Below are 21,448 nucleotides of genomic sequence, written 5' to 3' on the forward strand. Positions count from 1 at the left end.
CTCGTGCCGGTCCTTGCGGCCGGCGACATCGTCATCCTGGACAATCTCGGCTCCCACAAGTCGGCCGCCGTGCGCGAGATGATCCACGACGCCGGCGCCGAGCTGCGCTTCCTGCCGCCCTACTCACCCGATCTCAATCCCATCGAGCAGGCCTTCGCCAAGATCAAACACTGGATGCGCCACGCCCAGAAGCGCACGATCGAGGACACATGGCGCCACCTCGGGCAGCTCGTCCACACCATCGAACCCGACGAATGCCGGAACTACCTAACAAACGCTGGATACGCTTCCGTCAAAACATGAAACGCTAGATCAGGGCTGCGCCGGAGCCCCCTCAGTTCTTTGCGAGCGCGCCGCCGGTGGGCGGCGCCGTGCGCCAGACGTCGCCGGAGAGCGCGCGCTGGTAGCCGTAGTCGTAGAGGGCGCGCATGTAGTCCGGGTCGAACGGCTCGCCCAGCTCCACGTCGAAGTCCAGCCCGACATAGGTCACGTAGAAGGCTGCGCCCCGCGCCTTGGCGATGTCGTACATGATCTCGATCGACTGGATGCCGTGGCGCTTGATGATGGTCGACAGCGACCGGCCGGCGATGGAGAACGTCTTCGTCTTCGTCTGCTCGAAGCGCGGCCGCATGGTGTTGTTCATGAGGACGTAGACGGCGCGCTTGCGCCGGTCGAGCCGCTGCCTTGGATCCCGCACCGACTGGATGGTGGTCGGCAGCGTCAGGACCTGCATGCTGGAGCCGCCATCCACGTGCATCTCCTGGAACACCGTGCCGTCGGCTTCCGCCTCGATGAACACCGGCGGAAAGATGCCGGGAATGCTGGCGGAGGCCTGCAGCACGTCGAGGAACAGCTTGCGCCGGTCCGGAGAGGGGCTGTTGGCGATGGCGCCCATGTCCCAGACCACCGGGCGCTGGGCGTCGAGGTCGGTGGTGACGACGTAGAGCCGCCGGCCGGACCGGTGCTCTGCCGCGATGGCGTCGAGCGTCCGGTCGGAGAGCTTTTCCTCCATGGTCGCGCGCAGCGGCGCGGAGCTGGCCGCCGCCATGCCGCCGAAGATGCCGCGCAGGCCGACGATGGAGAAGATCTGGTCGCGGCCGACCTCCGTGTAGATCGAGGTCAGCTCGTCGTCGTAGGACGGGCCGAGGAACACGAACGGCGCCATCAGCGCGCCCGTCGAAACGCCGGAGACCAGGTCGAAGTCCGGCCGCTTGCCGGCCTTGGTCAGGCCGACCATGACGCCCGCGCCATAGGCGCCGTCCTCGCCGCCGCCGGAAATCATCAGCCAGTCGGACCGTCCCCCCTTCAGGATGCCACGGCCGTGCACCGCGACCTGGTTCTGGATCTGGGCGAAGACGCGCTCGCGGAAGTTGGTGCCGTCGTCGTCGGCGTAGAAGCGGACATTCTGGAAGCCGGGAACGACAGGATTGGCTTCCGCCGACAGCGTGAAGTCGGGGCGGTTGGGGCCGGAGGAACAGGCGGCCAGCCCGGTTGCCACGAGCCCCAGAGCCGCGACTGCGGCGAGCGACTGCCGGGACGCAGCGCCTTTCGATGCGGGCGCGCTGTCCCGGGGTGCCCGCGTCCGGGTGGAGGCGGAAACGACGGCTTGGATCCTCGTCCAGGCGACAAGGGCGCGGATGGCCCGGTCTGCGCGGCGGGCGAAACGGTTCTGTTGCAAGCTGGCCCCCAGGCGCGGCGGCTTCCGGCCGCGCTTTCGCGGTGACGCTATAGGGCGGACGCGGTCACGGCAACGATGGTGCGCATCGCGGCGTCGTTTGGTGGGCCCTTCCGGGAAAGGCGGGCCGCCTGACCGTCATCGGGATGGCTGCCCTGCACGTGCGCGATACCGGAAGCGAAGCGCCTCGGCTATGGCTGACGGGCTCCGCCACGCGGGGCGGGGGGTTGACCCGCCGCCTGGAAGGGGCAGCTATGTGGGACAGGGCGATTGCTCGCCCGACCTTGATTCAGGGCTCTCGGCGCTCGACAATAGGCCATCATGGTTACACTCATCGATCTCAACGACCGAACCCGCTCCGAAACGGCCGCAAGGGACGCCCGTCCGCGCCACCCGGAAAAGGCCCGACGGGCCGACACGCCCATGCAGCGCAAGCCCGACTGGCTGCGCGTCAAGGCGCCGGGATCGCCGGTCTATCGCGAGACCCAGAAGATCGTGAAGGACAACGGCCTCGTCACCGTGTGCGAGGAGGCGGGCTGTCCGAACATTGGCGAGTGCTGGTCGAAGAAGCACGCCACCTTCATGATCATGGGCGACACGTGCACCCGCGCCTGCGCCTTCTGTAACGTGCGCACCGGCCGGCCGGAGCCGCTCGACAAGGCCGAGCCGCAGAAGGTCGCGGAAGCCGTCGCCACGCTCGGCCTCAACCACGTCGTCATCACCTCCGTCGACCGCGACGATCTCGATGACGGCGGCGCGGAGCATTTCGCCCAGGTGATCGAGGCGATCCGCGCGGCGGCTCCGGGCACCACCATCGAGATCCTCACGCCCGACTTCCTGCGCAAGCCGGGCGCGCTGGAGCGCGTCGTGGAGGCGCGGCCCGACGTCTTCAACCACAACCTTGAAACCGTGCCGGGCCTCTATCTGACGGTCCGGCCAGGCGCGCGCTACTATCACTCCATCCGGCTTCTCGACCGGGTGAAGCAGCTCGACCCGGCCATGTTCACCAAGTCCGGCATCATGGTCGGGCTCGGCGAGGAGCGGAACCAGGTGCTCCAGCTGATGGACGACCTGCGGGCCGCCGAGGTCGACTTCCTGACCATCGGCCAGTATCTGCAGCCGACCCGCAAGCACCACGCGGTGATCCGCTTCGTCACGCCCGAGGAGTTCAAGTCCTATGAGGCGATCGCCTACGCCAAGGGCTTCCTGATGGTGTCGTCGAGCCCGCTCACCCGCTCGTCCCACCATGCGGGCGAGGATTTCCAGCGCCTGCGCGCCGCCCGTGAGGCGAAGCTCGGCGCCGCGTGACGCGGGGAGGGGCACACGGCGGGCGTCGAACCGTCCGCGCCGCCCCGCGTTGACCCAGACAGCGATCCAGGATCTTCAGCCGGTATGCCGCATTTCGACACCTCCCGCCGCGTTGCCCATTCCGCCGAGGACATGTTCGACCTCGTCGCCGACGTGGACAAGTATCCGGGCTTCGTGCCGCTCTGCCAGTCGCTCACCGTGCGCGGCCGGCGCCAGCAGGACGACGGTACGGAGCTTCTGATCGCCGACATGACCGTCGCCTACCGGTTCATCAAGGAGACCTTCACATCCCGGGTCGTGCTCGACCGGCCGAACCGCAAGATCCTGGTGGAATATCTCGATGGCCCCTTCCGCCACATGGAGAACCGCTGGACCTTCCAGCCCATCGACGAGGGCCATTGCGAGGTCGGTTTCTACATCGACTACGAGTTCAAGAGCCGCACCCTCTCGGCGGTCATGGGCTCCGTCTTCGACCGCGCCTTCCGCCGCTTCGCCACCGCCTTCGAGGAACGCGCCGACCAGGTCTACGGCACCTGAGGGCGCACCAAGCGCCTGACCCGACGGACGGGCCCGGATCCCAGGCCTGCCGCCCTTGGGTCTCGGCTTCCGGCCTTGTCGCCCGGGGCCGAGACGCAGACACCGCATCAACCGCAGCCGGCGGACGGGTGAACGGGGCGGCCACTGCTGTACCGCACGCGAAGCACCGTGCGCTCGCAACTGTCGGGCAGCCCTCCGTCAGGCGCTGATCATTGATCAGGCCGCCATATCCGAGGCGGCCTGCTCGGTCCGATGGGTCGCGGGATGCCCTGATCCCCGATCGGGCGATCCCGGATCGTCGGCTTTTCCGGTGCCGTCCTGTCTTTCTCCCTCCATATCTCGGGCCAGACTGTCCGCCCTGTCTGGCGCGGCCCGGCCAGCCGGTCACCCGGCCAACCCGTCGGCCGGTCTCATCCGGGCGCGACCCCGAGGGCCGGGCACCCGATCCCGCGGGGCCTGGTGCCGATGGCCGCGGAGGTCGCACCACCGTCCCGCGCATTGCCGCGTGCCACATCGGCTGCGCAGGCTCCCGCGGCTGCGCAAGATCGCGCATGTCTGCGCAGGACTGCGCAGGCCTCAGGCCGCCAGCGCAAGCCGCGGTCCGGCCTGGCGGTAGGCCAGCGCCTCGGCCAGGTGCAACCGGCCAACCCGGGGGCATTCTTCCAGGTCGGCCAGCGTCCGGGCGACCTTCAACACCCGGTGATAGCCGCGCGCCGACAGCCGCATGGCGTCGGCGGCATCGTTGAGAAGGCGGGCGCCATCGGCATCGGGGGCGGCGATTTCCTCGATCAGGCGCGGTCCGCACTCGGCGTTGGTGCGGGCCGGAACGTTCAGGTCGGCGAAGCGGCGCGTCTGGAGGGCGCGCGCTGCTGCCACCCGCGCGGCCACCTCCCGCGATCCTTCCGTCGGCGCGGGAAGGGCAAGGTCCGTCGCGGGAATGGCCGCAACGTCGATGCGCACGTCGATGCGATCGAGGAACGGGCCGGACAGGCGCGCCTGGTAGTCGGTGGCGCAGCGCTCGCCGCGCCGGCATTGGTGGCCGGGCTCGCCATAATAGCCGCAGCGGCAGGGGTTCATGGCGCAGACCAGCTGAAAAAGGGCGGGATAGTTGACCCGGTGGTTGGCCCGGGCGATCACGGCGCGGGCGGTCTCGAGCGGCTCGCGCAACGCGTCGAGGACGGCCGGGTTGAATTCCGGCAACTCGTCAAGAAAGAGGACGCCGAGATGGGCGAGCGAGACCTCGCCGGGCCGCGCCTTCACTCCGCCGCCCACCATGGCGGCGGTGGTGGCGGAGTGGTGCGGCGAGCGGAAGGGGCGGCGCGCCGACAGCCGGGCCTCGCCGAGCTCGCCGGCGATGGACTGGACCATCGAGACCTCGAGCAGTTCGCGCGGCGACAGCGGCGGCAGGATGGATGGCAGGCGCTGGGCGAGCATCGACTTGCCGGCACCGGGTGGGCCGACCATCAGGAGATTGTGGCCGCCAGCGGCAGAGATTTCCAGCGCCCGCTTTGCCGTCTCCTGGCCCTTCACGTCGACGAGGTCGGGCAGCGGCCCGCCGTCCTCGCGCACTTTCGGGTCCGGCCTCGACAGGACCTGGGTGCCCTTGAAGTGGTTGGCGAGCGCGATCAGGCTGCGCGGCGCCAGGATCGCCATGTCGCCGGAGGCCCAGGCCGCTTCGGGCCCGCTCTTGCCGGGGCAGATGAGCCCCTTGCCGAGCGCGTTGGCGCCGATGGCGGCGGGCAGCACGCCGGCGACCGGCGCGATGGTGCCGTCCAGCGAAAGCTCCCCCAGAACCACGTAGTCGAGCACCTGGTCGGCCGGGAGTACGCCCATCGCCGCCATCAGCCCGACCGCGATGGGCAAGTCGTAGTGGCTGCCTTCCTTGGGCAGGTCGGCCGGGGCGAGATTGACGATGATGCGCTTCGGCGGCAGCGACAGTCCGGAGGCGAGCAGCGCCGAACGGACGCGCTCGCGGCTTTCCGCAACGGCCTTGTCCGGCAGGCCGACCACGGCGAAGGCGACGGCGCCCGGCGCGATCTGCACCTGCACGTCGACCGGCACGGCCTCCACGCCCTGAAAGGCAACCGTCGTCACGTGGGAAACCATCCGCAACCCTCCCGGCCCGTCCGCAATTCAAGGTAGCGGACGGGGAGGGGCTGCGCAAGAACAATATGAGAACAAGTCGTCCGGGCGGCGACCCGCTGCCCGGCTGCGAGGCCTCACTTCGCCCGATCGGCCTCGATCGTGTCCCAGATCAGTGCCGCGATGTCGGGGCCGCCCAGGCGGGCGACGGCGCGGATGCCGGTGGGGGAGGTGACGTTGATTTCCGTCAGGTTGCCGTCGATCACGTCGATGCCGGCGAACAGGATCTTCTCGTCGCGGAGCGCCGGCCCGACGGTCGCGACGATCTCCTGCTCGCGCGGCGTCAGCTCGGTCTCGGCCGCGGCACCGCCGCGCACCATGTTGGAGCGGATGTCGCCCTTGGCGGGCACGCGGTTGACGGCGCCGGCGAACGCGCCGTCGACGAGGATGATGCGCTTGTCGCCTTCCGTCACCTTCGGCAGAAAGCGCTGGACGACCCAGGGCTCGCGGAAGGTGGCGGCGAAGAAGTCGTAGAGCGAGCCGTAGTTGAGATCGTCCTCCGTGACCCGGAACACCGCCTGGCCGCCGGCGCCGAACAGCGGCTTCATGACGATGTCGCCGTGCTCCGCCCGGAAGGCGTCGATGGCAGCGCGGTCACGGGTGATCAGCGTCGGCGGCATCAACTCCGGAAAGCGCATCACGTAGAGCTTTTCCGGCGCGTTGCGCACGGCGGCCGGGTCGTTGACCACAAGCGTGTCGGGATGGATGCGCTCCAGCATGTGGGTGGCGGAGATGTAGGCGAGGTCGAAGGGCGGATCCTGGCGCATGAGGATCACGTCCACCTCCTTCAGCGAGGTGCGAACCGCCTCGCCGAGGGTGAAGTGGTCGCCGGCCTCGTCCTTCACCGTCAGCGGCTCCAGCGCCGCAACCACGTCGTCCGCCGTCTGGGCCAGCCGGTCGGGCGTGTAGTGGTAGAGCGTGTGGCCGCGCTTCTGGGCTTCCAGCAGCATGGCAAAGGTGGAATCCCCGGCGATCTTGATCGTCTCGATATGGTCCATCTGGACCGCGACCTTGAGGGGCATGTGCGTCTCCAAGCGGTGTCGGGGCCGCGCGGCGGCCTGTTGCGCCCTTGATGCGCCAGAACGGTGAGCGGGTCCAGCCGGCGGACGTGCCGATCGCGTGAGGCAGCTATGCGGCCGCCTCGAAGGCGTTGACGAGATGGTGCGGCCAGCGGCGCGGCCGGACGACAACGATGTCGAAGCGGATCGTGTGTCCGCCATAGCGCGGATTGCGGGCGAGCCAGGCGTGCGCCGCGCGCACCAGCCGGGCCTGCGAGCGGGGGCCGACGGCCTCCAGCGCGGTGGCGAGCTCGCTGCGGGCCTTCACCTCGACGATGGCGACCGTCCGCCCCCTCAGCGCGACCAGGTCGATCTCGCCCGCCCCGGTGCGCACCCGCCGGCCAAGGATGCGGTAGCCCTTCAGCATCAGGGCCAGCGCGGCACGCGTCTCCGCCGTCAGGCCGCGCCGATAGGCGCGCTGGCGGGCGGGCGGCGCCGCGCCGCTCACGAGGCGTCGTCCTCCGCAGGGGCTGCCTTCAGCGACAGCGCCATCTTGAACAGCTCCTGGCGCTCGCGGCCGGTGATGCGGGCCACTTCCGCCGCCGCCTTGCCGGCGGGCAGGCGGCCGAGCGCCGCCGCAAGCAGGGCCTCGGCGTCCTCGGCGCTGGTGGTCTCCTCCGGCGGCGGCGCGATCACCACGGCGATCTCGCCCTTGACCGTGGCGCCGGCCGGGTAGGCCGCGCAGAGCTCGGCGAGCGGCCCGCGGGTGACCGTTTCGAATCGCTTGGTGAGTTCCCGACAGACGGCCGCCGGTCGATCAGGCCCGCAGATTTCCGATGCGTCTTCAAGGGCTTGCGCCAGCCTGTTCGGGGATTCGTAGAAGACGAGGCTGGCCGGCTGGCGCGAAAAGGTTTCCAGCCGCCGCCGGCGCGGGCCGGACTTCGAGGGCAGGAAGCCGAGAAACACCACCGTGTCGGTGGGCAGCCCGGCCGCCATCAGGGAGGCGGTCAGCGCCGAAGCGCCGGGAATCGGAAACACCCGGTGCCCGGCCGCCGCCACGTCTTCCACCAGCCGGAAGCCGGGGTCGGAGACAAGCGGCGTACCGGCATCGGAGACCAGTGCGATGGCCTGGCCGGCGGCCAGCCGCTCCATGAGCTTCGGACGCTGCCGGACGGCATTGTGTTCGTGGTAGCTCGTGGTGTGCGCCCGGATGCCGTAGCGTTCCAGCAGCACCCGCGTCACGCGGGTGTCCTCGCAGCAGACGAGATCGGCGGCGGCCAGCGTCTTCAGGGCGCGCAGGGTGATGTCGTCGAGATGCCCGATGGGCGTCGCGACGATGTACAGACCCGGCTCGAGCGTCGGCGCGTCGAAGCGCGCGCTGTCGATGGAAAAGGAGGGCGTGCGTCGCTCTTCGGTCATAAGTCTTTGCCAATGCTGGCGTGCGTACCCCTTGCGGATCCGCAATCGCCGGTGTTTGTTGGGGCCGACCCCCGGCCAGAACCCTGCGCCGGGTCGGGGGGCGCGCGCAAGGCTCGCAAGAGGATCCTATCGTCATGACCATCCTCCGGTCGCTCCGTTCTGCTGTTCTGGCCCGCCTGGGTGCCGTGGTCGGCGTGTCCGCGCTCGCCGCCGCCTGCGTGGCCACGCCCACGGGCCCGCAGACCTCCCAGCCCACCCAGCAGCGCCCGGCCCCCGCCGGCGAGACCATCGGCTCGGGCTCGGTCCCGGTGGCGCTGCTCTTGCCGATGTCGGCCGGCGGCGAGGCATCCGGCCTTGCCACGGCGTTCCGCAACGCCGCCGAGCTGGCGATGAACGATTTCCCCAGCGCCGACGTGCGCATCCTGGTGCGTGACACCGGCGGCACCGACACCGGCGGCCGCGATGCCACGCAGCGCGCCATCGGCGAGGGGGCCAAGCTGGTGCTCGGCCCGGTCTTCTCGCCCGCCGTTGCCGGCGCTTCGGCGCCCGCGCGCCAGGCCGGCGTGCCAATCATTGCGTTTTCAACCGACGCCACCGTCGCCCGCCGCGGCGTCTACCTCCTGAGCTTCCTGCCGCGCCAGGACGCCGACCGCATCATCTCCTACGCCGCCTCCCAGGGCCGCACGTCCTTCGCCGCGCTGGTGCCGGACAACGGCTACGGCCTGGTGATGGAAGCTGCCTTCCGCGAGGCGGTGTCGCGCTCCAAGGGCCAGGTGGTCACCGTGGAACGCTACGCAGCCGACGCCGGCGACATGGCTGCCAAGGCTCGCGCCGTCGCCGCCAAGGGCAACGTCAATGCGGTCTTCATGCCGAACGGCGGCCAGGACCCGCAGATCCTCGCTGCAGCGCTGTCGGAAGCCGGCATGGGTGGGGCCAAGCTGCTCGGCTCCGGCCAGTGGGACAACCCGGCCGTGCTGCAGTCGTCGGCGCTGGCCGGTAGCTGGTTCCCGGCGCCGCAGAAGCGCGGCTACCAGTCCTTCGCCTCCAAGTACCAGGCGAAATTCGGCTCTGCGCCGCCGCGCACCGCCTCGCTCGCCTACGATGCCACCAGCCTTGCGGCCGGCCTTGTCCGCGCCCGCGGTGCCGGCGCCTTCACCGACGACATGCTGACCAACCCGGACGGGTTCCTCGGCGTGGATGGCATCTTCCGCTTCCTCTCCGACGGACGCAGCCAGCGCGGCCTGGCGGTCTACGAGGTGTCGGGCGGTGGCAACAGCCGGGTGGTGTCGACCGCTCCGCGGTCGTTCACCAGCGGCGGCGGCTTCTGAGGCGGCGGGCGCCGCATCGCGATCGGGGACGGACCATGCTGGCCGGCAAGCGCATCCTGCTCGTGATCGCCGGCGGCATCGCGGCCTACAAGGTGCTGGAGCTGATCCGTCGCCTGAAGGAGCGCGGTGCCGGCGTGGTGCCGATCCTCACGCCGGCGGCGGAGGAATTCGTCACGCCTCTGACGGTCGGGGCGCTGGCGGGCGAGCCTGTTCACCGCGATCTCTTCGACCTGACCCGCGAAAGCGACATCGGCCACATCCGCCTGTCGCGCGACGCCGATCTCCTGGTCGTGGCGCCGGCCACCGCCGACCTGATCGCCAGGATGGCGAGCGGTTTCGCCAACGATCTCGCCACCACGGCGCTCCTTGCCACCGACAAGCCGGTGCTGATCGCACCGGCCATGAACCCGCGCATGTGGGATCATCCTGCCACCCGCCGCAACATGGCGCGACTGGTGGAAGACGGCGTCATGGTCGTCGGCCCCGGCGTCGGCGAAATGGCGGAGCGTGGCGAGGCGGGCACTGGCCGCATGGCCGAGCCGATGGAGATCCTGGCCGCCATCGAGGCCGCGTTCTCCGGCGAACCGGCGCTGATCGGCGGGCCGAAGCCGCTTTCCGGTCGGCGCATGATCATCACGTCGGGCCCGACTCACGAGCCCATCGACCCGGTGCGCTATCTCGCCAACCGCTCGTCGGGGCGCCAGGGTCATGCCATTGCCGCCGCCGCGGCGCGCGCCGGCGCCGAGGTGACGCTGGTCTCCGGCCCGGTGACGATCCCCGATCCTGCCGGTGTCTCGGTGGTGCCGGTGGAAAGCGCTGCCGATATGCTGGCCGCCGTGGAAGCCGCGCTGCCGGCCGACATCGCGGTGATGGCGGCGGCCGTTGCCGACTGGCGCGTTGCAAGTGCGTCGGAGAAGAAGCTGAAGAAGCAGGCGAGCGGCGCGCCACCGATGTTGGAACTCGTGGAGAACCCGGACATCCTGGCTTCCATCGGCCGTCATCACACGCTGCGCCCGCGCCTGGTGGTGGGGTTCGCGGCGGAGACCAACGACCTGATCGAGAACGCCCGCTCCAAACTGGAGCGCAAGGGCGCCGACCTGATCGTGGCCAACGATGTCAGCCCGGAGACCGGCGTCATGGGGGGCGGCGACAACACGGTGCGGCTGGTCAGTGCGGCCGGGGTTGAGGACTGGCCGAAGCTTTCCAAGGACGAGGTGGCCAACCGGCTTGTCGCCCGCATCGCCGAGCTGCTGCCGGCCCCGGACGGGGAAGGGGCATGAGCGGCCAGCCGAGCCTGATGGTGCGCCGGCTTCCGCACGGCGCCGATCTGCCGTTGCCGGCCTATCAGAGCGAGGCGGCGGCGGGCATGGACCTCCTTGCGGCCATCGATGCCGACGCCACGCTGGTGGTGGAGCCGGGCGCGCGCGTCCAGGTGCCGACCGGGCTGCAGATTGCCTTGCCGGCAGGCACGGAGGGTCAGGTTCGACCGCGCTCGGGGCTCGCCGCCCGCCATGGCCTGACGGTGCTCAACGCGCCCGGCACCATCGATGCGGACTATCGCGGCGAGGTGGGGGTGTTGCTGGTGAATCTCGGCGCGGAGCCGGTGACGATCTCACGCGGCGACCGCATCGCCCAGCTTGTAGTCGCGCCGGTGGTGCAGGTGACGGTGGCAGAGGCCGAGACGCTGCCGGAAACGGTCCGCGGCGCGGGCGGCTTCGGCTCCACCGGCGGCATGACCCAGGCCTGACGCGGCGGTCGACCGGCGCGCTTGACCAGAACGCGCAGCGGGGGCAGATCAGGCCATGAGCTTTTCTCCCGACGAGATCGAACGCTATGCCCGCCACCTGGTCCTGCCGGAGGTGGGCGGCCCCGGCCAACAAAAGCTGAAAGCCGCGCGGGTGCTGGTGATCGGCGCCGGCGGGCTTGGCTCTCCGGTCATCCAGTATCTCGCTGCCGCCGGCGTCGGCACCATCGGCATCGTCGACGACGACATAGTGGCGCTCTCCAACCTGCAGCGCCAGATCCTGCACGGCACGGGGGATGTCGGCCGGGAGAAGGTGGCGTCCGCTTTCGACGCCGTGGGGCGCCTCAACCCTCACGTCACGGTCGAGACCCACGCGACGCGGCTGACGGAGGAGGGGGCCCGGGCGCTGGTGGCCGACTACGACATCGTCGCCGATGGATCCGACAACTTCGCCACCCGCTACGCCGTCTCCGATGCCTGCTGCCTGGAGGGCCGGCCGCTGGTGACGGCCGCGGTCGGACGGTTCGATGGCTCGCTGACGACGCTTCGGCCGTTCGAGACCGGTCCGGGCGGCGCACCGAACCCGACCTATCGCTGCCTGTTTCCGAAGCCGCCCGCGGCCGGCGTCGTGCCGACCTGTGCCGAGGCGGGCATCCTGGGTGTGCTCACCGGCCTCGTGGGCACGCTGCAGGCGCTGGAGGTCCTCAAGGAGATTCTCGGTATCGGGCAGGGCCTTGTGGGGCGCCTGCTGCTCGTCGATGCGTTGTCGCTTCGCTTCGAGACGCTGGGCTATGCTTACGATCCGGCCAATCCGCTGACCGGCACCGGTCCGAGGTCCGGCGCGCCGGCCTAACCGCGCGGGTCCGACCGGAACCGAATTGTTGTGCTATACATTTATGCTGCTATGCGGCATGGGCGGGGGAGCAATTCCCGTCTCGTCGTGGCAGGCCCTGACGAGAACGGCTATCAGACCGCATGAACAATCCGGATCCTTCCTCCTCCGCGCAGGCCGCCCCGCCGAGCCAGACTAGCACGCCCATCGGCATGCCGTTCGCGGAGTTCATCTCGCTGCTGGCGCTGATGATGGCGCTGACGGCCTTCTCCGTCGACATCATGCTGCCGGCCCTGCCGGAGATCGGTGATGCCTTCTCCGTCACCGACGAGAACCACCGCCAGCTGCTGGTCGGCGTCTACATGCTGGGCTTCGCGCTCGGCCAGATCATCTACGGCCCGTTCTCCGACCGCTTCGGGCGCAAGCCGATCCTCTATGTCAGCCTGACCGTCTACCTGGTCGGCACGGTGCTGTGCATGCTCGCCCCGGAATTCGGTCATCTTCTCATCGGCCGGCTGGTACAGGGCATCGGCTGCGGCGGCCCGCGGGTGATCGCCATCGCCATCGTGCGCGACCGGTTCGAGGGCCGGGGCATGAGCCGGGTGATGTCCTTCGTGATGATGGTCTTCATCATCGTGCCGGTCATCGCGCCCTCCGTCGGCGGTGCCATCGGCGCGTTCGGTCCGTGGGTGTGGATCTTCGCCTTCCTGCTGCTCGTCGGCGTCGTGCTGTTCATCTGGGCCGGCCTCCGGCTGCCGGAGACCTGCCCTCCGGAAGACCGGACGCCGCTGACGCCGGCCGGTCTCTACCGGGCCGCGGCCACGGTGCTGACGACGCGTCAGACGGTGGGCTATGCCATGTCGCTCGGCTTCATGTTCGGCACGCTGATCGGGTACGTCAGTTCCGCCCAGCAGATCTACCAGGGCGTCTTCGGCCTTGGCGCCTCGTTCCCGATCTTCTTCGGGGCGGTTGCGATCTTCATGTCGGGTGCATCGCTCGCCAACGCCCGCCTGGTGGAGCGCCTCGGCATGCGGCGTCTTTCCCATAGCGCGCTGGTGGTGATGGCGCTGATCCTGTTCGTGCTGATGGTTCTGGACGAGATCGCGCCGGTTTCGCTGCTCACCTTCTCGGTCATGTTCGGCATGGCGTTCTTCTGCGTCGGGCTGATCCTGCCCAACTTCAACGCCATCGCCATGGAGCCGCTCGGCAAGGTGGCCGGCATGGCCTCGTCGCTGATCGGTGCCTACATGACCGGCATGGGCGCGATCCTGGGCACGCTTATCGGCCAGCAGTTCGACGGGACTGCGCAACCCCTGACCCGGGGCCTTGCCGCCTTCGCCGTGGCGTCGCTGGTGGCGGTGTTCATCACAGAGCGTGGCCGGCTGTTCGGCGTCGGCGAGAGCCACAAGCGCTGAACGCCGCCGGCCGCACGGGGCAGGGGACGCTTCCGGCGTCCATCGGCTCGCGCGGCTGCGGCATAGCGCCCGGCCCTTGATGCCAATCAAGGCGATCGGACCCCTTCGCGATCACAGTCGGTGCACCCTGGAACGGGTCTCAGGCGGACGGAACGATTGCGAAGGACATGACGATGCGCGCCGACACAGCGGGCGGGGGAGCGGCCGGCGACGGGCCGATGTACGTCGCGGCTAAGAAGATCTATCCGCAAGCCGTGCAGGGCCGCTTCCGCCGCATCAAGTGGGGTGTGCTCGCCGTCACGCTTGGCATCTACTACTTCCTGCCATTCGTGCGCTGGGACCGCGGCGCCAACGCGCCGAACCAGGCGCTGCTCATCGATATGGAGGGGCGGAGGGCCTATTTCTTCTCCATCGAGATCTGGCCGCAGGAGGTCTACTACCTCACCGGGCTGCTGATTCTCGCCTCGCTGATGCTGTTCCTCATCAATGCCGTGGCGGGCCGGATCTGGTGCGGCTATCTCTGCCCGCAGACGGTGTGGACCGACCTGTTCATGCTGATCGAGCGCTGGATCGAGGGCGACCGGCGCGAGCGCATGAAGCTCGACCAGCAGCCGATGAGCGCCCACAAGCTGGCCAAGAAGGGCATCAAGCACGTGCTCTGGCTGGCGATCGCCATGTGGACCGGCGGCGCGTGGATCCTCTATTTCGGCGACGCGCCGACGATGGTGGTGAACCTGTTCACCGGCCAGGCGTCGCTTCTCACCTATGTCTTCGTCGCCATCCTGACGTTCACGACCTACTCGCTCGCCGGCATGATGCGCGAGCAGGTCTGCATCTACATGTGCCCGTGGCCGCGCATCCAGGCGGCGCTGACCGACGAATGGGCCCTCAACGTCACCTACAAGACCGACCGGGGCGAACCGCGCGGCTCGCTGAAGGAGATGCAGAAGCGCGCCCAGCAGGGTCTGCCGGCGGGCGACTGCATCGACTGCTACCAGTGCCTGCACGCCTGTCCGACCGGCGTCGACATCCGCGACGGCCTGCAGCTCGACTGCATCCAATGCGGCCTGTGCATCGACGCCTGCGATACGGTGATGCAGAAGATCGGCCGTCCGACCGGATTGATCGGCTACGACACCGACATGAACCTGGCGCGCCGCGCCGAGGGAAAGCCGCCGATCTACAAGCTGATCCGCGCCCGCACGGTGCTCTACGCTGCGATCATCGTCTTCGTGGGCTCGTTCATGCTCTACACGCTGACATCGCGGTCCTTCGCCGACATCAACGTCCTGCACGACCGCAACCCGGTCTTCGTCAAGCTGTCCGATGGCGGCGTGCGCAACGGATACACGGTCCGCTTCCTCAACAAGCGGCCCATCGAGCGCACCTTCCTCCTGCGGGTCGAGGGACTGCCGGATACTGCCCGGGTCGAGGCCGTCGGCAATGCCGAGGCGGTGGGCAGCAACCCGCTCATCACGGTCGGGCCCGATCGCACCCGCGAGGTGCGTGTGCTGGTGTTCACGCCGGGTGGTGAGGCGCTTCCCGCCTCAACCGACGTGACCTTCCAGATCGTCGATCTCAAGGACGGCGAGCGGGCCACGGCCAGCGACAAGTTCATGACCGAGTAGGCCGCCGGCATCCGTGTTCCTCCTGACTTGCGGGAGGCCACCCGCCGGAGGCACCTGATGCGAGGCAGAAACAGATGACCACCATGTCCCTCCAGGAACGCTCCACCGGATTTCGCATCACCGGCCGCAAGGTCTTCCTCGCGCTGGTCGCCTTCTTCGGCATCATCACGGTAGCCAACGTCGTGATGATCTGGCTCGCCGTCGGCTCGTTTCCCGGCGTGGTCACCGAGAGTGCCTACAAGTCCGGTCGCGAGTACGCGTCCGTGCTGGAGGCGGCGGAAACCCAGCGTGCGCTCGGCTGGCGCCTGGACGAGCAGGTCGTCTCCTCCGGTCCAGCGGGAGGCGTTGCCATCCGGATCGACGCCAACGATCGCACCGGCGCGCCGCTGTCCGGATTGTCCGTCGTCGCCACCCTGGCCAGCCCGACCCATGACGGGCTGGACCGGCGCGCGACCCTGCGCGAAGGCGAGGTCGGCCTGTACACCGGCACGGCCGAGGGGTTGCCCGCCGGCCAGTACGATCTGGCCATCGAAGCCACCTCGGGCAGCGGCGAGGTGTTCCGCTCGGTCAACCGGATCGTCCTGTCGGAGACCGGCGGGGCGCAATGACCGCGGCGGAGCGCGACTGGAGTGCCTTTGCGGAGACCGGGGACGACGGCCAGCTGACCATGCAGCTCGCGGTCGACGGCATCCATTGCGCCGCCTGCATGACCACCATCGAACGCTCCCTGTCGGCCCTTCCGGGAGTGGAGCGGGCGCGGGTCAACCTCTCCAACCGCCGCCTGGCCGTATCCTGGCGCCCCGAGGAGACCGATGGCGGAACCATCGTCTCCACGCTGGCCGACATCGGCTACGACGCCCGGCCGTTCGTGCGCGGCCAGATCGACGACGGCTACCGGCGGGAGCGCAACCGGCTGCTGCGCGCCATCGCCGTCGCCGGCTTCGCCGCCATGAACGTGATGCTGTTCTCTGTGTCCGTCTGGTCCGGCAACGTCACCGACATCACGCCGGAGACCCGGCTCCTGTTTCATTGGCTGTCGGCGCTGATCGCGCTTCCGGCCGCCGCCTATGCTGGCCAGACCTTCTATCGCAGCGCCTTTTCCGCCATCCGCCGCGGCCGGGTGAACATGGACGTGCCCATCGCGCTGGGTGTGATCCTGGCCATTGGGCTGTCCTTCTACGGCACGCTGACGGCGGGCGCGGACACCTATTTCGAGTCCGCCCTCATGCTCCTGTTCTTCCTGCTGGTGGGTCGGCTCCTCGACCATCTCATGCGCCGGCGCACGCGCACCTTCGCGGAAAATCTCGCCGCGCTGCGCGCCGAGACGGCGGTGCTTCTCGGCCCGGACGGGCATCTGCGCGAAGTGCCGGTCGGCCAGGTTTCGCCGGGCGCGCTCGTCCAGGTCGCCGCCGGCAGCCGCGTGCCCGTCGACGGGACGGTGGTGGAGGGGACCTCGGAGATTGACCAGTCGCTCGTCACTGGCGAGACGATGCTGGTGGAGATCGGCGCCGGTGACCGGGTCTTCGCCGGCACCCTCAACGGCGAGGGCGTGCTCACGGTGCAAGTGCAGGCGGCCGGTGAAGGGACGCTCCTCGACGAGGTGAACCGGCTGCTCGATCAGGCCATGACGGCGCGCTCGCAGTCGGTGGCGCTGGCAGACCGGGTGGCGCGCTGGTACGCGCCCGTGGTGCACGGCGCCGCACTCCTGACCTTCCTGGGCTGGCTGGCGCTGGGCGCGGGCGCCGAGCGCTCGCTGGTGGTCGCCATCACGGTGCTCATCATTACCTGCCCGTGCGCCATCGCGCTGGCCGTTCCGGCGGTCCAGGTGACGGCCGCCGGAGCCCTGTTCCGCAACCGTTTGCTGCTGCATTCCGGCGATGCGCTGGAGCGCCTCGCCGAGGCCGACACCGTTGTCTTCGACAAGACCGGCACGCTGACCACGCCGACCGCGCGGATCGCCAATGCCGGCGAGGTGCCGGAGGTGGCGCTGGAGGCGGCCCGGGCGCTCGCGGCGCGCTCTCGCCATCCCATATCCCAGGCCATTGCCGCCGGATCAAAGCCGGCCTCCGCCGTCCTTGAGGCATCCGAAGTGGCGGGGCAGGGGGTCACCGGCATCGTCGACGGCCACCGCGTCCGCCTCGGCCGTCCCGGATTCGTCGACGCCGAGGAGGAGGCCGCCGCCCTGGCGGACCGCTTCCCCGATGCCACCCTCGTTGGTGTCTCTGTCGATGGCTGTCGCCCGGCGGTGCTGGCCGTGCAGCAGGTTCTGAGGCCGGATGCGGCGGAGACCGTCGCCGAGCTCGGACGCCACGGCTTCCGGCTGGTGATCCTCTCCGGCGACCGAGGCCCCGCCGTTGCCCGGGTCGCGCAGACGCTGGGGATCACGGAGTGGCAGGGCGGGCTGAAGCCGGCCGAGAAGATCGCGGCGCTCGAAAGCCTGTCGGCCGAAGGGCGGAAGGTCCTGATGGTGGGTGACGGGCTGAACGACGCGCCGGCGCTGGCCGCCGCGCACGTCTCAATGTCGCCGGTTTCCGCCGTCGATCTCAGCCAGGCCGCGGCCGACATCGTGTTTCTCGGGGAGCGCCTCGCGCCGGTGCCGCTGGCGCTTGCCATCGGTCGGCGCGCCCGCCGCATCATGTCGGAGAACCTGGCGCTCGCCCTGGTCTACAACCTGATCGCGGTGCCGATCGCCGTGACCGGGAACGCCACCCCGCTGATCGCGGCGGTGGCCATGTCGGCCTCCTCCATCCTGGTGACGGCCAACGCGCTCAGGGCGCAGTCAGTGCGCACAGCGACGCCCGACCCGAGCACGGAGGTGGCGACCCGGAGCACTCGCACCGAGGCAGCACCGGCGTGAACATCCTCCTGATCCTCATTCCGGCCGCCCTGCTTCTCGGCCTTGTCGGGCTCGCGGCGTTCCTGTGGTCGCTGCGCACCGGCCAGTACGAGGACCTGGAAGGGGCCAAGTGGCGCGTCCTGTCCGACGACGACCTGCCGGAGGACGAGCGGCCACGCCACGACCCGGACCGGGACTGAGCGCACGGGCAGGACTTGCCGGAGGAACCTTCCGGCCCGATGTGTCTTGTTTGGCTCATCGCCTTGTCCAACGCCCATTGGAGGCCCGCCGTGATCGAACCCAATCCCGACCATCCGATTGTCGTCGCCCCGTTTGCGGGAACCGTTGTCGTGGCGCATGGCGGCACCGTCATCGCCGAGACGCGCCACGCGCTCGCACTGCATGAATCCACGTATCCGGTCGTCTATTACGTGCCGAAGGCGGACGTGGCGCAGGCCTTCCTGGTGCCCTCCGATCACTCCACCCATTGCCCCTACAAGGGCGATGCCAGCTACTGGTCGGTGGAGATCGCCGGGACGCGGATCGAGAACGCGGTGTGGAGCTACGAGCGGCCGCTGCCGGGCGTCTCTGCCATCAAGGACTATCTGGCGTTCTACCCGAAGAAGCTCACCGTCACCGCGACCGAGGCCGGCCGCGCGGCCTGAGTGCGGATAGACCGGGCAGGCGCGGCAATCGAGACAATGTGATCCGGCCGATGTGGTTTCGTGAGGGGGCCTCCCACACGGTGCGTCTATCCTTGCGGCCTCCGGTCGCGGCAGGCGCACGGCGCGCCACCTGGCTGGGGGAGCCGGGAGGACACCCATGCCAATCCGTCAGGACATCATCGATCTCTTCGACCGCTTCACCCATGGCGACATGAGCCGCCGCAGCTTCATGCAGCGGCTCGCTTCGCTTGCCGGCGGCACCGCCGCCGCCGCGGCGCTGCTGCCGATGCTGGAGAACAACTACGCGCACGCCGCCATCGTCGCCGAGGACGACGGGCGCATCGAGACGGCGCGGGTCAGCTTTGCGGCTGACGGCACCGAGATCGGCGCCTACCTGGCGCAGCCGGCGGACTCCGGGACGCGTCCCGGCATCATCGTCGTTCACGAAAATCGTGGTCTCAACCCGCACATCGAGGATGTCGCGCGGCGCCTGGCCACCGACGGCTTCGTGGCGCTCGCGCCGGATCTTCTCTCGGTGAAGGGCGGCACGCCAGCGGATTCCGACCAGGCCCGCACGCTGATCGGCGACCTCGACGACGCCCACGTCGCGGCCGCGCTGAAAGCGGCGGTGACGTGGCTCAGGGACAATCCGGCGACCAATGGCGAGATCGGCATTGTCGGCTTCTGCTGGGGCGGTGGCTGGGCCAACCGGATGGCGGCCTCCGACGCAGGGCTTGGCGCGGCCGTGGCCTATTACGGGCGCCAGTTGCCGGCCGAGCGGGCGGGGGACGTCTCTGCGCCGCTGCTCCTCCACTATGCCGGGCTGGACGAGCGCATCAATGCCGGCATCGAGGCCTACACGACGGCGCTCGACGCGGCCGGCAAGCCCTACGAGGTGGTCGTCTACGAAGGCGTGAACCACGCCTTCAACAACGACACAAACGCTGCCCGCTACGACAAGGCCGCCTCCGACAAGGCCTGGGCACGAACGGTCGCGTTCTTCAACGATTATCTGGGCGGGTAGGGGCAGGAGGCATCCGCGTTCGCCCTTTTCCTGGGGTCGCGGAGCCAGCGCGCAACCGTGCGCCGGCCCGAGGCCGCCCTCGCGGAGCCGGTGCTCGCAGCCAGCTCGGCGTGCGCGGAATCATGTCACGGCAATCCCGGACCGCGAACCGGTTCCCACTTCGCCTGGGATTGCTCTCAATGCTCGACGTTGAAACCAGCGCGCTCGATGGCGATCACGACGCGGTCGAGGGGTTCGGGCGTATCCACGTCGACGCGGCCCTCCTCGACGTCCACCTCGATCACCGCGGACGGGTCGACGGCGTGGACGGCCTGCGTGATCAGGCCGCCGCACTGGCCACAGTCCATGCCGCTGACGATCAGGGAGATCATCGCTCAGGCACCTCTTCCGGACCGGTTCGGCGCGCCAATGCGGACGCCCGAACCTCGCCCATGACGCGCCGGCATCCCCGATTCGTCAAGGCGCGGTGCGGCATCGCGTTGCTGCGCTGCCGTTGCATGCGGCCGTCCGCCGGTGGAGGCCGGCCGGCCATTGCCGGTCAGGAGCCGGACGGGCCCACGGTGACGAAGGTCGGCTCGCCCTGGCCGAGCACCCGGTCGGCCGCACGCTTCACGTCCTCCAGGGTAACGGCCTCGATGAGGTCGTTGCGCTCGTCGACATAGTCCACGCCCAGATCTTCCAGCTGAATGCTCAAGAGCTGGCTGGCGATGGAGGCGGAGGAATCGAAGCGCAGCGGATAGGCGCCGGTCAGGTAGGCCTTTGCCTCCTCCAGCTCCGCCTCGGTCGGACCCTCGGCGGCCATCTGCGCGATCTCCTCGCGGATGATGCGCACCGTCTCGTCGGCCCGATCGGCGCGGGTCGCCGTGCCGCCGCCGAAGATGGCGGAGTGGTCGAGCGGCACGATGTAGGAATAGACCGAATAGGCGAGGCCGCGCTTCTCGCGGATCTCGTCGAACAGGCGCGAGGAGAATGAGCCACCGCCCAGGATGTAGTTCATCACGTAGGCCGGAATGAAATCGGGATCGTCGCGCTCCAGACCAGGGCCGCCGAAGCGGATGGCCGTCTGCGGCACGTCCATGGTTTCCGTGACGATTTCGCCGGTGATCGGCTCGACATTCGGCACCGTCACCAGGTCGGCCGTCTCCGGCAGACCGCCAAAGGCCTCGTCGAGCAGCGGCTCGAGCGTCTCCGCGTCGATGGCGCCCACCACCACCACGTGGAGGTTGTCGCGGGCGAAGGTGCGCGCCTTGAAGGCTTCGAGGTCCGGCTTGCCGATCATCGCGACCGTCTCCTCGGTGCCGTCGGACGGCCGGCCGTAGGGGTGGTCGGGATAGGCGCTGGCCGACCAGGCGCGAGCAGCCACCTGGTTGGGATCGCGCAGGTCGCGGCGAATGCCGGAAATGATCTGGGCGCTCATCCGTCCGATCGCCTCGTCGGCGAAGTGCGGGTCGTCCAGGGCGGTGCGCAGGAGCTCGATGCCGTCCTGCGGATTGTCGGCGAGCATCTTCATCCGGCCGTAGAAGCTGTCGCGGTCGGCGGAGAACGACATGCGCACCGAGCGGTCCTGCAATACGGCCTGGAAGGCTTCGGAATCGTACTCGCCGGCGCCCTCGTCCAGAAGGGTTGAGAGGAGGTTGGCGACACCGGGCTTGTCGGCAGGATCCTGCGACGAACCGGCGCCCTGGAAGGCAAAGTTCATCATCACCACCGGGACGGTGTCGTCTTCCACCAACCAGGCCTCGACACCGCCCGGGCTGGTGACGGTTTCGATGGTGATCGCCTGGGATGGCGTCGCCCACAAGACGACGGCGGCGGTGGTGAAGCCTATGGCTGCGAGCGAGCCGCGGGCGGAGCGGGCGAGCATGGCAAACATCAAGAGAGCTCCTCTCTTCGGGGC

The 21,448-nt window shown here is 69.4% G+C and carries 21 protein-coding genes; 14 read left to right on the top strand and 7 right to left on the bottom strand.

Features of this window, described 5'->3' with window-relative positions:
- On the top strand, nt 1–303 hold a 303-nt coding region (locus tag C507_RS0100005; RefSeq protein ID WP_018697585.1), incomplete at its 5' end, for an IS630 family transposase.
- A 31-nt stretch (nt 304–334) separates the two neighbouring features.
- Here C507_RS0100005 and C507_RS0100010 read toward each other — a convergent pair.
- Complete coding sequence (locus C507_RS0100010) at nt 335–1,498, bottom strand: patatin-like phospholipase family protein (protein WP_156829105.1); 1,164 nt, start codon at nt 1,496–1,498, stop codon at nt 335–337.
- A gap of 498 nt (nt 1,499–1,996) precedes the next feature.
- Here C507_RS0100010 and lipA point away from each other — a divergent pair, with 498 nt between their 5' ends.
- Both lipA and C507_RS0100020 read left to right on the top strand, forming a co-directional pair.
- Nucleotides 1,997–2,983: a lipoyl synthase gene (gene lipA / locus C507_RS0100015; protein ID WP_018697587.1), complete on the top strand. Its 987-nt coding sequence runs from the start codon at nt 1,997–1,999 to the stop codon at nt 2,981–2,983.
- Between the two features lie 84 nt (nt 2,984–3,067).
- Complete coding sequence (locus C507_RS0100020) at nt 3,068–3,520, top strand: type II toxin-antitoxin system RatA family toxin (RefSeq protein WP_018697588.1); 453 nt, start codon at nt 3,068–3,070, stop codon at nt 3,518–3,520.
- A 576-nt stretch (nt 3,521–4,096) separates the two neighbouring features.
- Here C507_RS0100020 and C507_RS0100025 read toward each other — a convergent pair.
- The 4 genes from C507_RS0100025 to rsmI form a co-directional block, all read right to left on the bottom strand.
- Nucleotides 4,097–5,626: a YifB family Mg chelatase-like AAA ATPase gene (locus C507_RS0100025; protein WP_018697589.1), complete on the bottom strand. Its 1,530-nt coding sequence runs from the start codon at nt 5,624–5,626 to the stop codon at nt 4,097–4,099.
- Between the two features lie 113 nt (nt 5,627–5,739).
- On the bottom strand, nt 5,740–6,684 hold the full coding sequence (gene gshB, locus C507_RS0100030; RefSeq protein ID WP_018697590.1) for a glutathione synthase: 945 nt from the start codon (nt 6,682–6,684) through the stop codon (nt 5,740–5,742).
- Nucleotides 6,685–6,790: 106 nt separating this feature from the next.
- Complete coding sequence (locus C507_RS0100035; protein ID WP_018697591.1) at nt 6,791–7,168, bottom strand: YraN family protein; 378 nt, start codon at nt 7,166–7,168, stop codon at nt 6,791–6,793.
- Nucleotides 7,165–8,079 (bottom strand): 16S rRNA (cytidine(1402)-2'-O)-methyltransferase, encoded by a 915-nt coding sequence (rsmI, locus tag C507_RS0100040; protein ID WP_018697592.1) that lies wholly within the window; start codon nt 8,077–8,079, stop codon nt 7,165–7,167. The genes C507_RS0100035 and rsmI overlap by 4 nt, the downstream gene beginning before the upstream one ends.
- Nucleotides 8,080–8,213: 134 nt before the next feature.
- Between rsmI and C507_RS0100045 the strand changes: the two genes are divergently transcribed.
- The 11 genes from C507_RS0100045 to C507_RS0100095 all read left to right on the top strand — a co-directional run bounded on the left by C507_RS0100045 (nt 8,214) and on the right by C507_RS0100095 (nt 19,551).
- Entirely contained in the window at nt 8,214–9,407 is a 1,194-nt protein-coding gene (locus tag C507_RS0100045; RefSeq protein ID WP_018697593.1) for a penicillin-binding protein activator, read from the top strand.
- Between the two features lie 35 nt (nt 9,408–9,442).
- Nucleotides 9,443–10,687: a bifunctional phosphopantothenoylcysteine decarboxylase/phosphopantothenate--cysteine ligase CoaBC gene (gene coaBC, locus C507_RS0100050; RefSeq protein WP_018697594.1), complete on the top strand. Its 1,245-nt coding sequence runs from the start codon at nt 9,443–9,445 to the stop codon at nt 10,685–10,687.
- Nucleotides 10,684–11,154: a dUTP diphosphatase gene (dut, locus tag C507_RS0100055; protein WP_018697595.1), complete on the top strand. Its 471-nt coding sequence runs from the start codon at nt 10,684–10,686 to the stop codon at nt 11,152–11,154. Before coaBC ends, dut begins: the two co-directional genes overlap by 4 nt.
- Nucleotides 11,155–11,209: 55 nt before the next feature.
- Entirely contained in the window at nt 11,210–12,004 is a 795-nt protein-coding gene (locus C507_RS0100060; RefSeq protein ID WP_018697596.1) for a HesA/MoeB/ThiF family protein, read from the top strand.
- Nucleotides 12,005–12,126: 122 nt separating this feature from the next.
- The gene (locus C507_RS0100065) at nt 12,127–13,398 is read left to right on the top strand and encodes a multidrug effflux MFS transporter (protein WP_018697597.1); all 1,272 of its coding nucleotides are present in this window, start codon (nt 12,127–12,129) and stop codon (nt 13,396–13,398) included.
- A 173-nt stretch (nt 13,399–13,571) separates the two neighbouring features.
- Nucleotides 13,572–15,026: a cytochrome c oxidase accessory protein CcoG gene (ccoG, locus tag C507_RS0100070; RefSeq protein ID WP_026318705.1), complete on the top strand. Its 1,455-nt coding sequence runs from the start codon at nt 13,572–13,574 to the stop codon at nt 15,024–15,026.
- Between the two features lie 74 nt (nt 15,027–15,100).
- Complete coding sequence (locus C507_RS0100075) at nt 15,101–15,634, top strand: FixH family protein (protein ID WP_018697599.1); 534 nt, start codon at nt 15,101–15,103, stop codon at nt 15,632–15,634.
- A complete protein-coding gene (locus C507_RS0100080) occupies nt 15,631–17,883 on the top strand; it encodes a heavy metal translocating P-type ATPase (RefSeq protein WP_018697600.1) in 2,253 nt (750 codons plus the stop codon). Before C507_RS0100075 ends, C507_RS0100080 begins: the two co-directional genes overlap by 4 nt.
- Nucleotides 17,880–18,062 (top strand): cbb3-type cytochrome oxidase assembly protein CcoS, encoded by a 183-nt coding sequence (gene ccoS, locus C507_RS0100085; RefSeq protein ID WP_018697601.1) that lies wholly within the window; start codon nt 17,880–17,882, stop codon nt 18,060–18,062. Before C507_RS0100080 ends, ccoS begins: the two co-directional genes overlap by 4 nt.
- A 39-nt stretch (nt 18,063–18,101) precedes the next feature.
- Nucleotides 18,102–18,527, top strand: coding sequence for a DUF427 domain-containing protein (locus C507_RS0100090; protein WP_018697602.1), 426 nt, complete (start codon nt 18,102–18,104; stop codon nt 18,525–18,527).
- 157 nt (nt 18,528–18,684) lie between these two features.
- Nucleotides 18,685–19,551, top strand: coding sequence for a dienelactone hydrolase family protein (locus tag C507_RS0100095; protein ID WP_018697603.1), 867 nt, complete (start codon nt 18,685–18,687; stop codon nt 19,549–19,551).
- A 176-nt stretch (nt 19,552–19,727) separates the two neighbouring features.
- Here C507_RS0100095 and C507_RS0100100 read toward each other — a convergent pair whose 3' ends face one another.
- The gene (locus tag C507_RS0100100; protein WP_018697604.1) at nt 19,728–19,922 is read right to left on the bottom strand and encodes a heavy-metal-associated domain-containing protein; all 195 of its coding nucleotides are present in this window, start codon (nt 19,920–19,922) and stop codon (nt 19,728–19,730) included.
- A 167-nt stretch (nt 19,923–20,089) separates the two neighbouring features.
- Entirely contained in the window at nt 20,090–21,424 is a 1,335-nt protein-coding gene (locus C507_RS0100105; RefSeq protein ID WP_018697605.1) for a M16 family metallopeptidase, read from the bottom strand.
- Nucleotides 21,425–21,448: the final 24 nt, after the last annotated feature.

Source organism: Amorphus coralli DSM 19760, from assembly GCF_000374525.1.
In the GTDB taxonomy this organism is placed as follows: domain Bacteria; phylum Pseudomonadota; class Alphaproteobacteria; order Rhizobiales; family Amorphaceae; genus Amorphus; species Amorphus coralli.

What these genes read in the sequence shown, in the direction of transcription:
- lipA (WP_018697587.1), top strand. Translation starts at nt 1,997, where the DNA reads ATGGTTACACTCATCGATCTCAACGACCGAACCCGCTCCGAAACGGCC.
- C507_RS0100020 (WP_018697588.1), top strand. Translation starts at nt 3,068, where the DNA reads ATGCCGCATTTCGACACCTCCCGCCGCGTTGCCCATTCCGCCGAGGAC.
- C507_RS0100025 (WP_018697589.1), bottom strand. Translation starts at nt 5,626, where the DNA reads ATGGTTTCCCACGTGACGACGGTTGCCTTTCAGGGCGTGGAGGCCGTG.
- gshB (WP_018697590.1), bottom strand. Translation starts at nt 6,684, where the DNA reads ATGCCCCTCAAGGTCGCGGTCCAGATGGACCATATCGAGACGATCAAG.
- rsmI (WP_018697592.1), bottom strand. Translation starts at nt 8,079, where the DNA reads ATGACCGAAGAGCGACGCACGCCCTCCTTTTCCATCGACAGCGCGCGC.
- C507_RS0100045 (WP_018697593.1), top strand. Translation starts at nt 8,214, where the DNA reads ATGACCATCCTCCGGTCGCTCCGTTCTGCTGTTCTGGCCCGCCTGGGT.
- coaBC (WP_018697594.1), top strand. Translation starts at nt 9,443, where the DNA reads ATGCTGGCCGGCAAGCGCATCCTGCTCGTGATCGCCGGCGGCATCGCG.
- dut (WP_018697595.1), top strand. Translation starts at nt 10,684, where the DNA reads ATGAGCGGCCAGCCGAGCCTGATGGTGCGCCGGCTTCCGCACGGCGCC.
- C507_RS0100060 (WP_018697596.1), top strand. Translation starts at nt 11,210, where the DNA reads ATGAGCTTTTCTCCCGACGAGATCGAACGCTATGCCCGCCACCTGGTC.
- C507_RS0100065 (WP_018697597.1), top strand. Translation starts at nt 12,127, where the DNA reads ATGAACAATCCGGATCCTTCCTCCTCCGCGCAGGCCGCCCCGCCGAGC.
- ccoG (WP_026318705.1), top strand. Translation starts at nt 13,572, where the DNA reads ATGCGCGCCGACACAGCGGGCGGGGGAGCGGCCGGCGACGGGCCGATG.
- C507_RS0100075 (WP_018697599.1), top strand. Translation starts at nt 15,101, where the DNA reads ATGACCACCATGTCCCTCCAGGAACGCTCCACCGGATTTCGCATCACC.
- C507_RS0100080 (WP_018697600.1), top strand. Translation starts at nt 15,631, where the DNA reads ATGACCGCGGCGGAGCGCGACTGGAGTGCCTTTGCGGAGACCGGGGAC.
- C507_RS0100090 (WP_018697602.1), top strand. Translation starts at nt 18,102, where the DNA reads ATGTGTCTTGTTTGGCTCATCGCCTTGTCCAACGCCCATTGGAGGCCC.
- C507_RS0100095 (WP_018697603.1), top strand. Translation starts at nt 18,685, where the DNA reads ATGCCAATCCGTCAGGACATCATCGATCTCTTCGACCGCTTCACCCAT.
- C507_RS0100100 (WP_018697604.1), bottom strand. Translation starts at nt 19,922, where the DNA reads ATGATCTCCCTGATCGTCAGCGGCATGGACTGTGGCCAGTGCGGCGGC.
- C507_RS0100105 (WP_018697605.1), bottom strand. Translation starts at nt 21,424, where the DNA reads ATGTTTGCCATGCTCGCCCGCTCCGCCCGCGGCTCGCTCGCAGCCATA.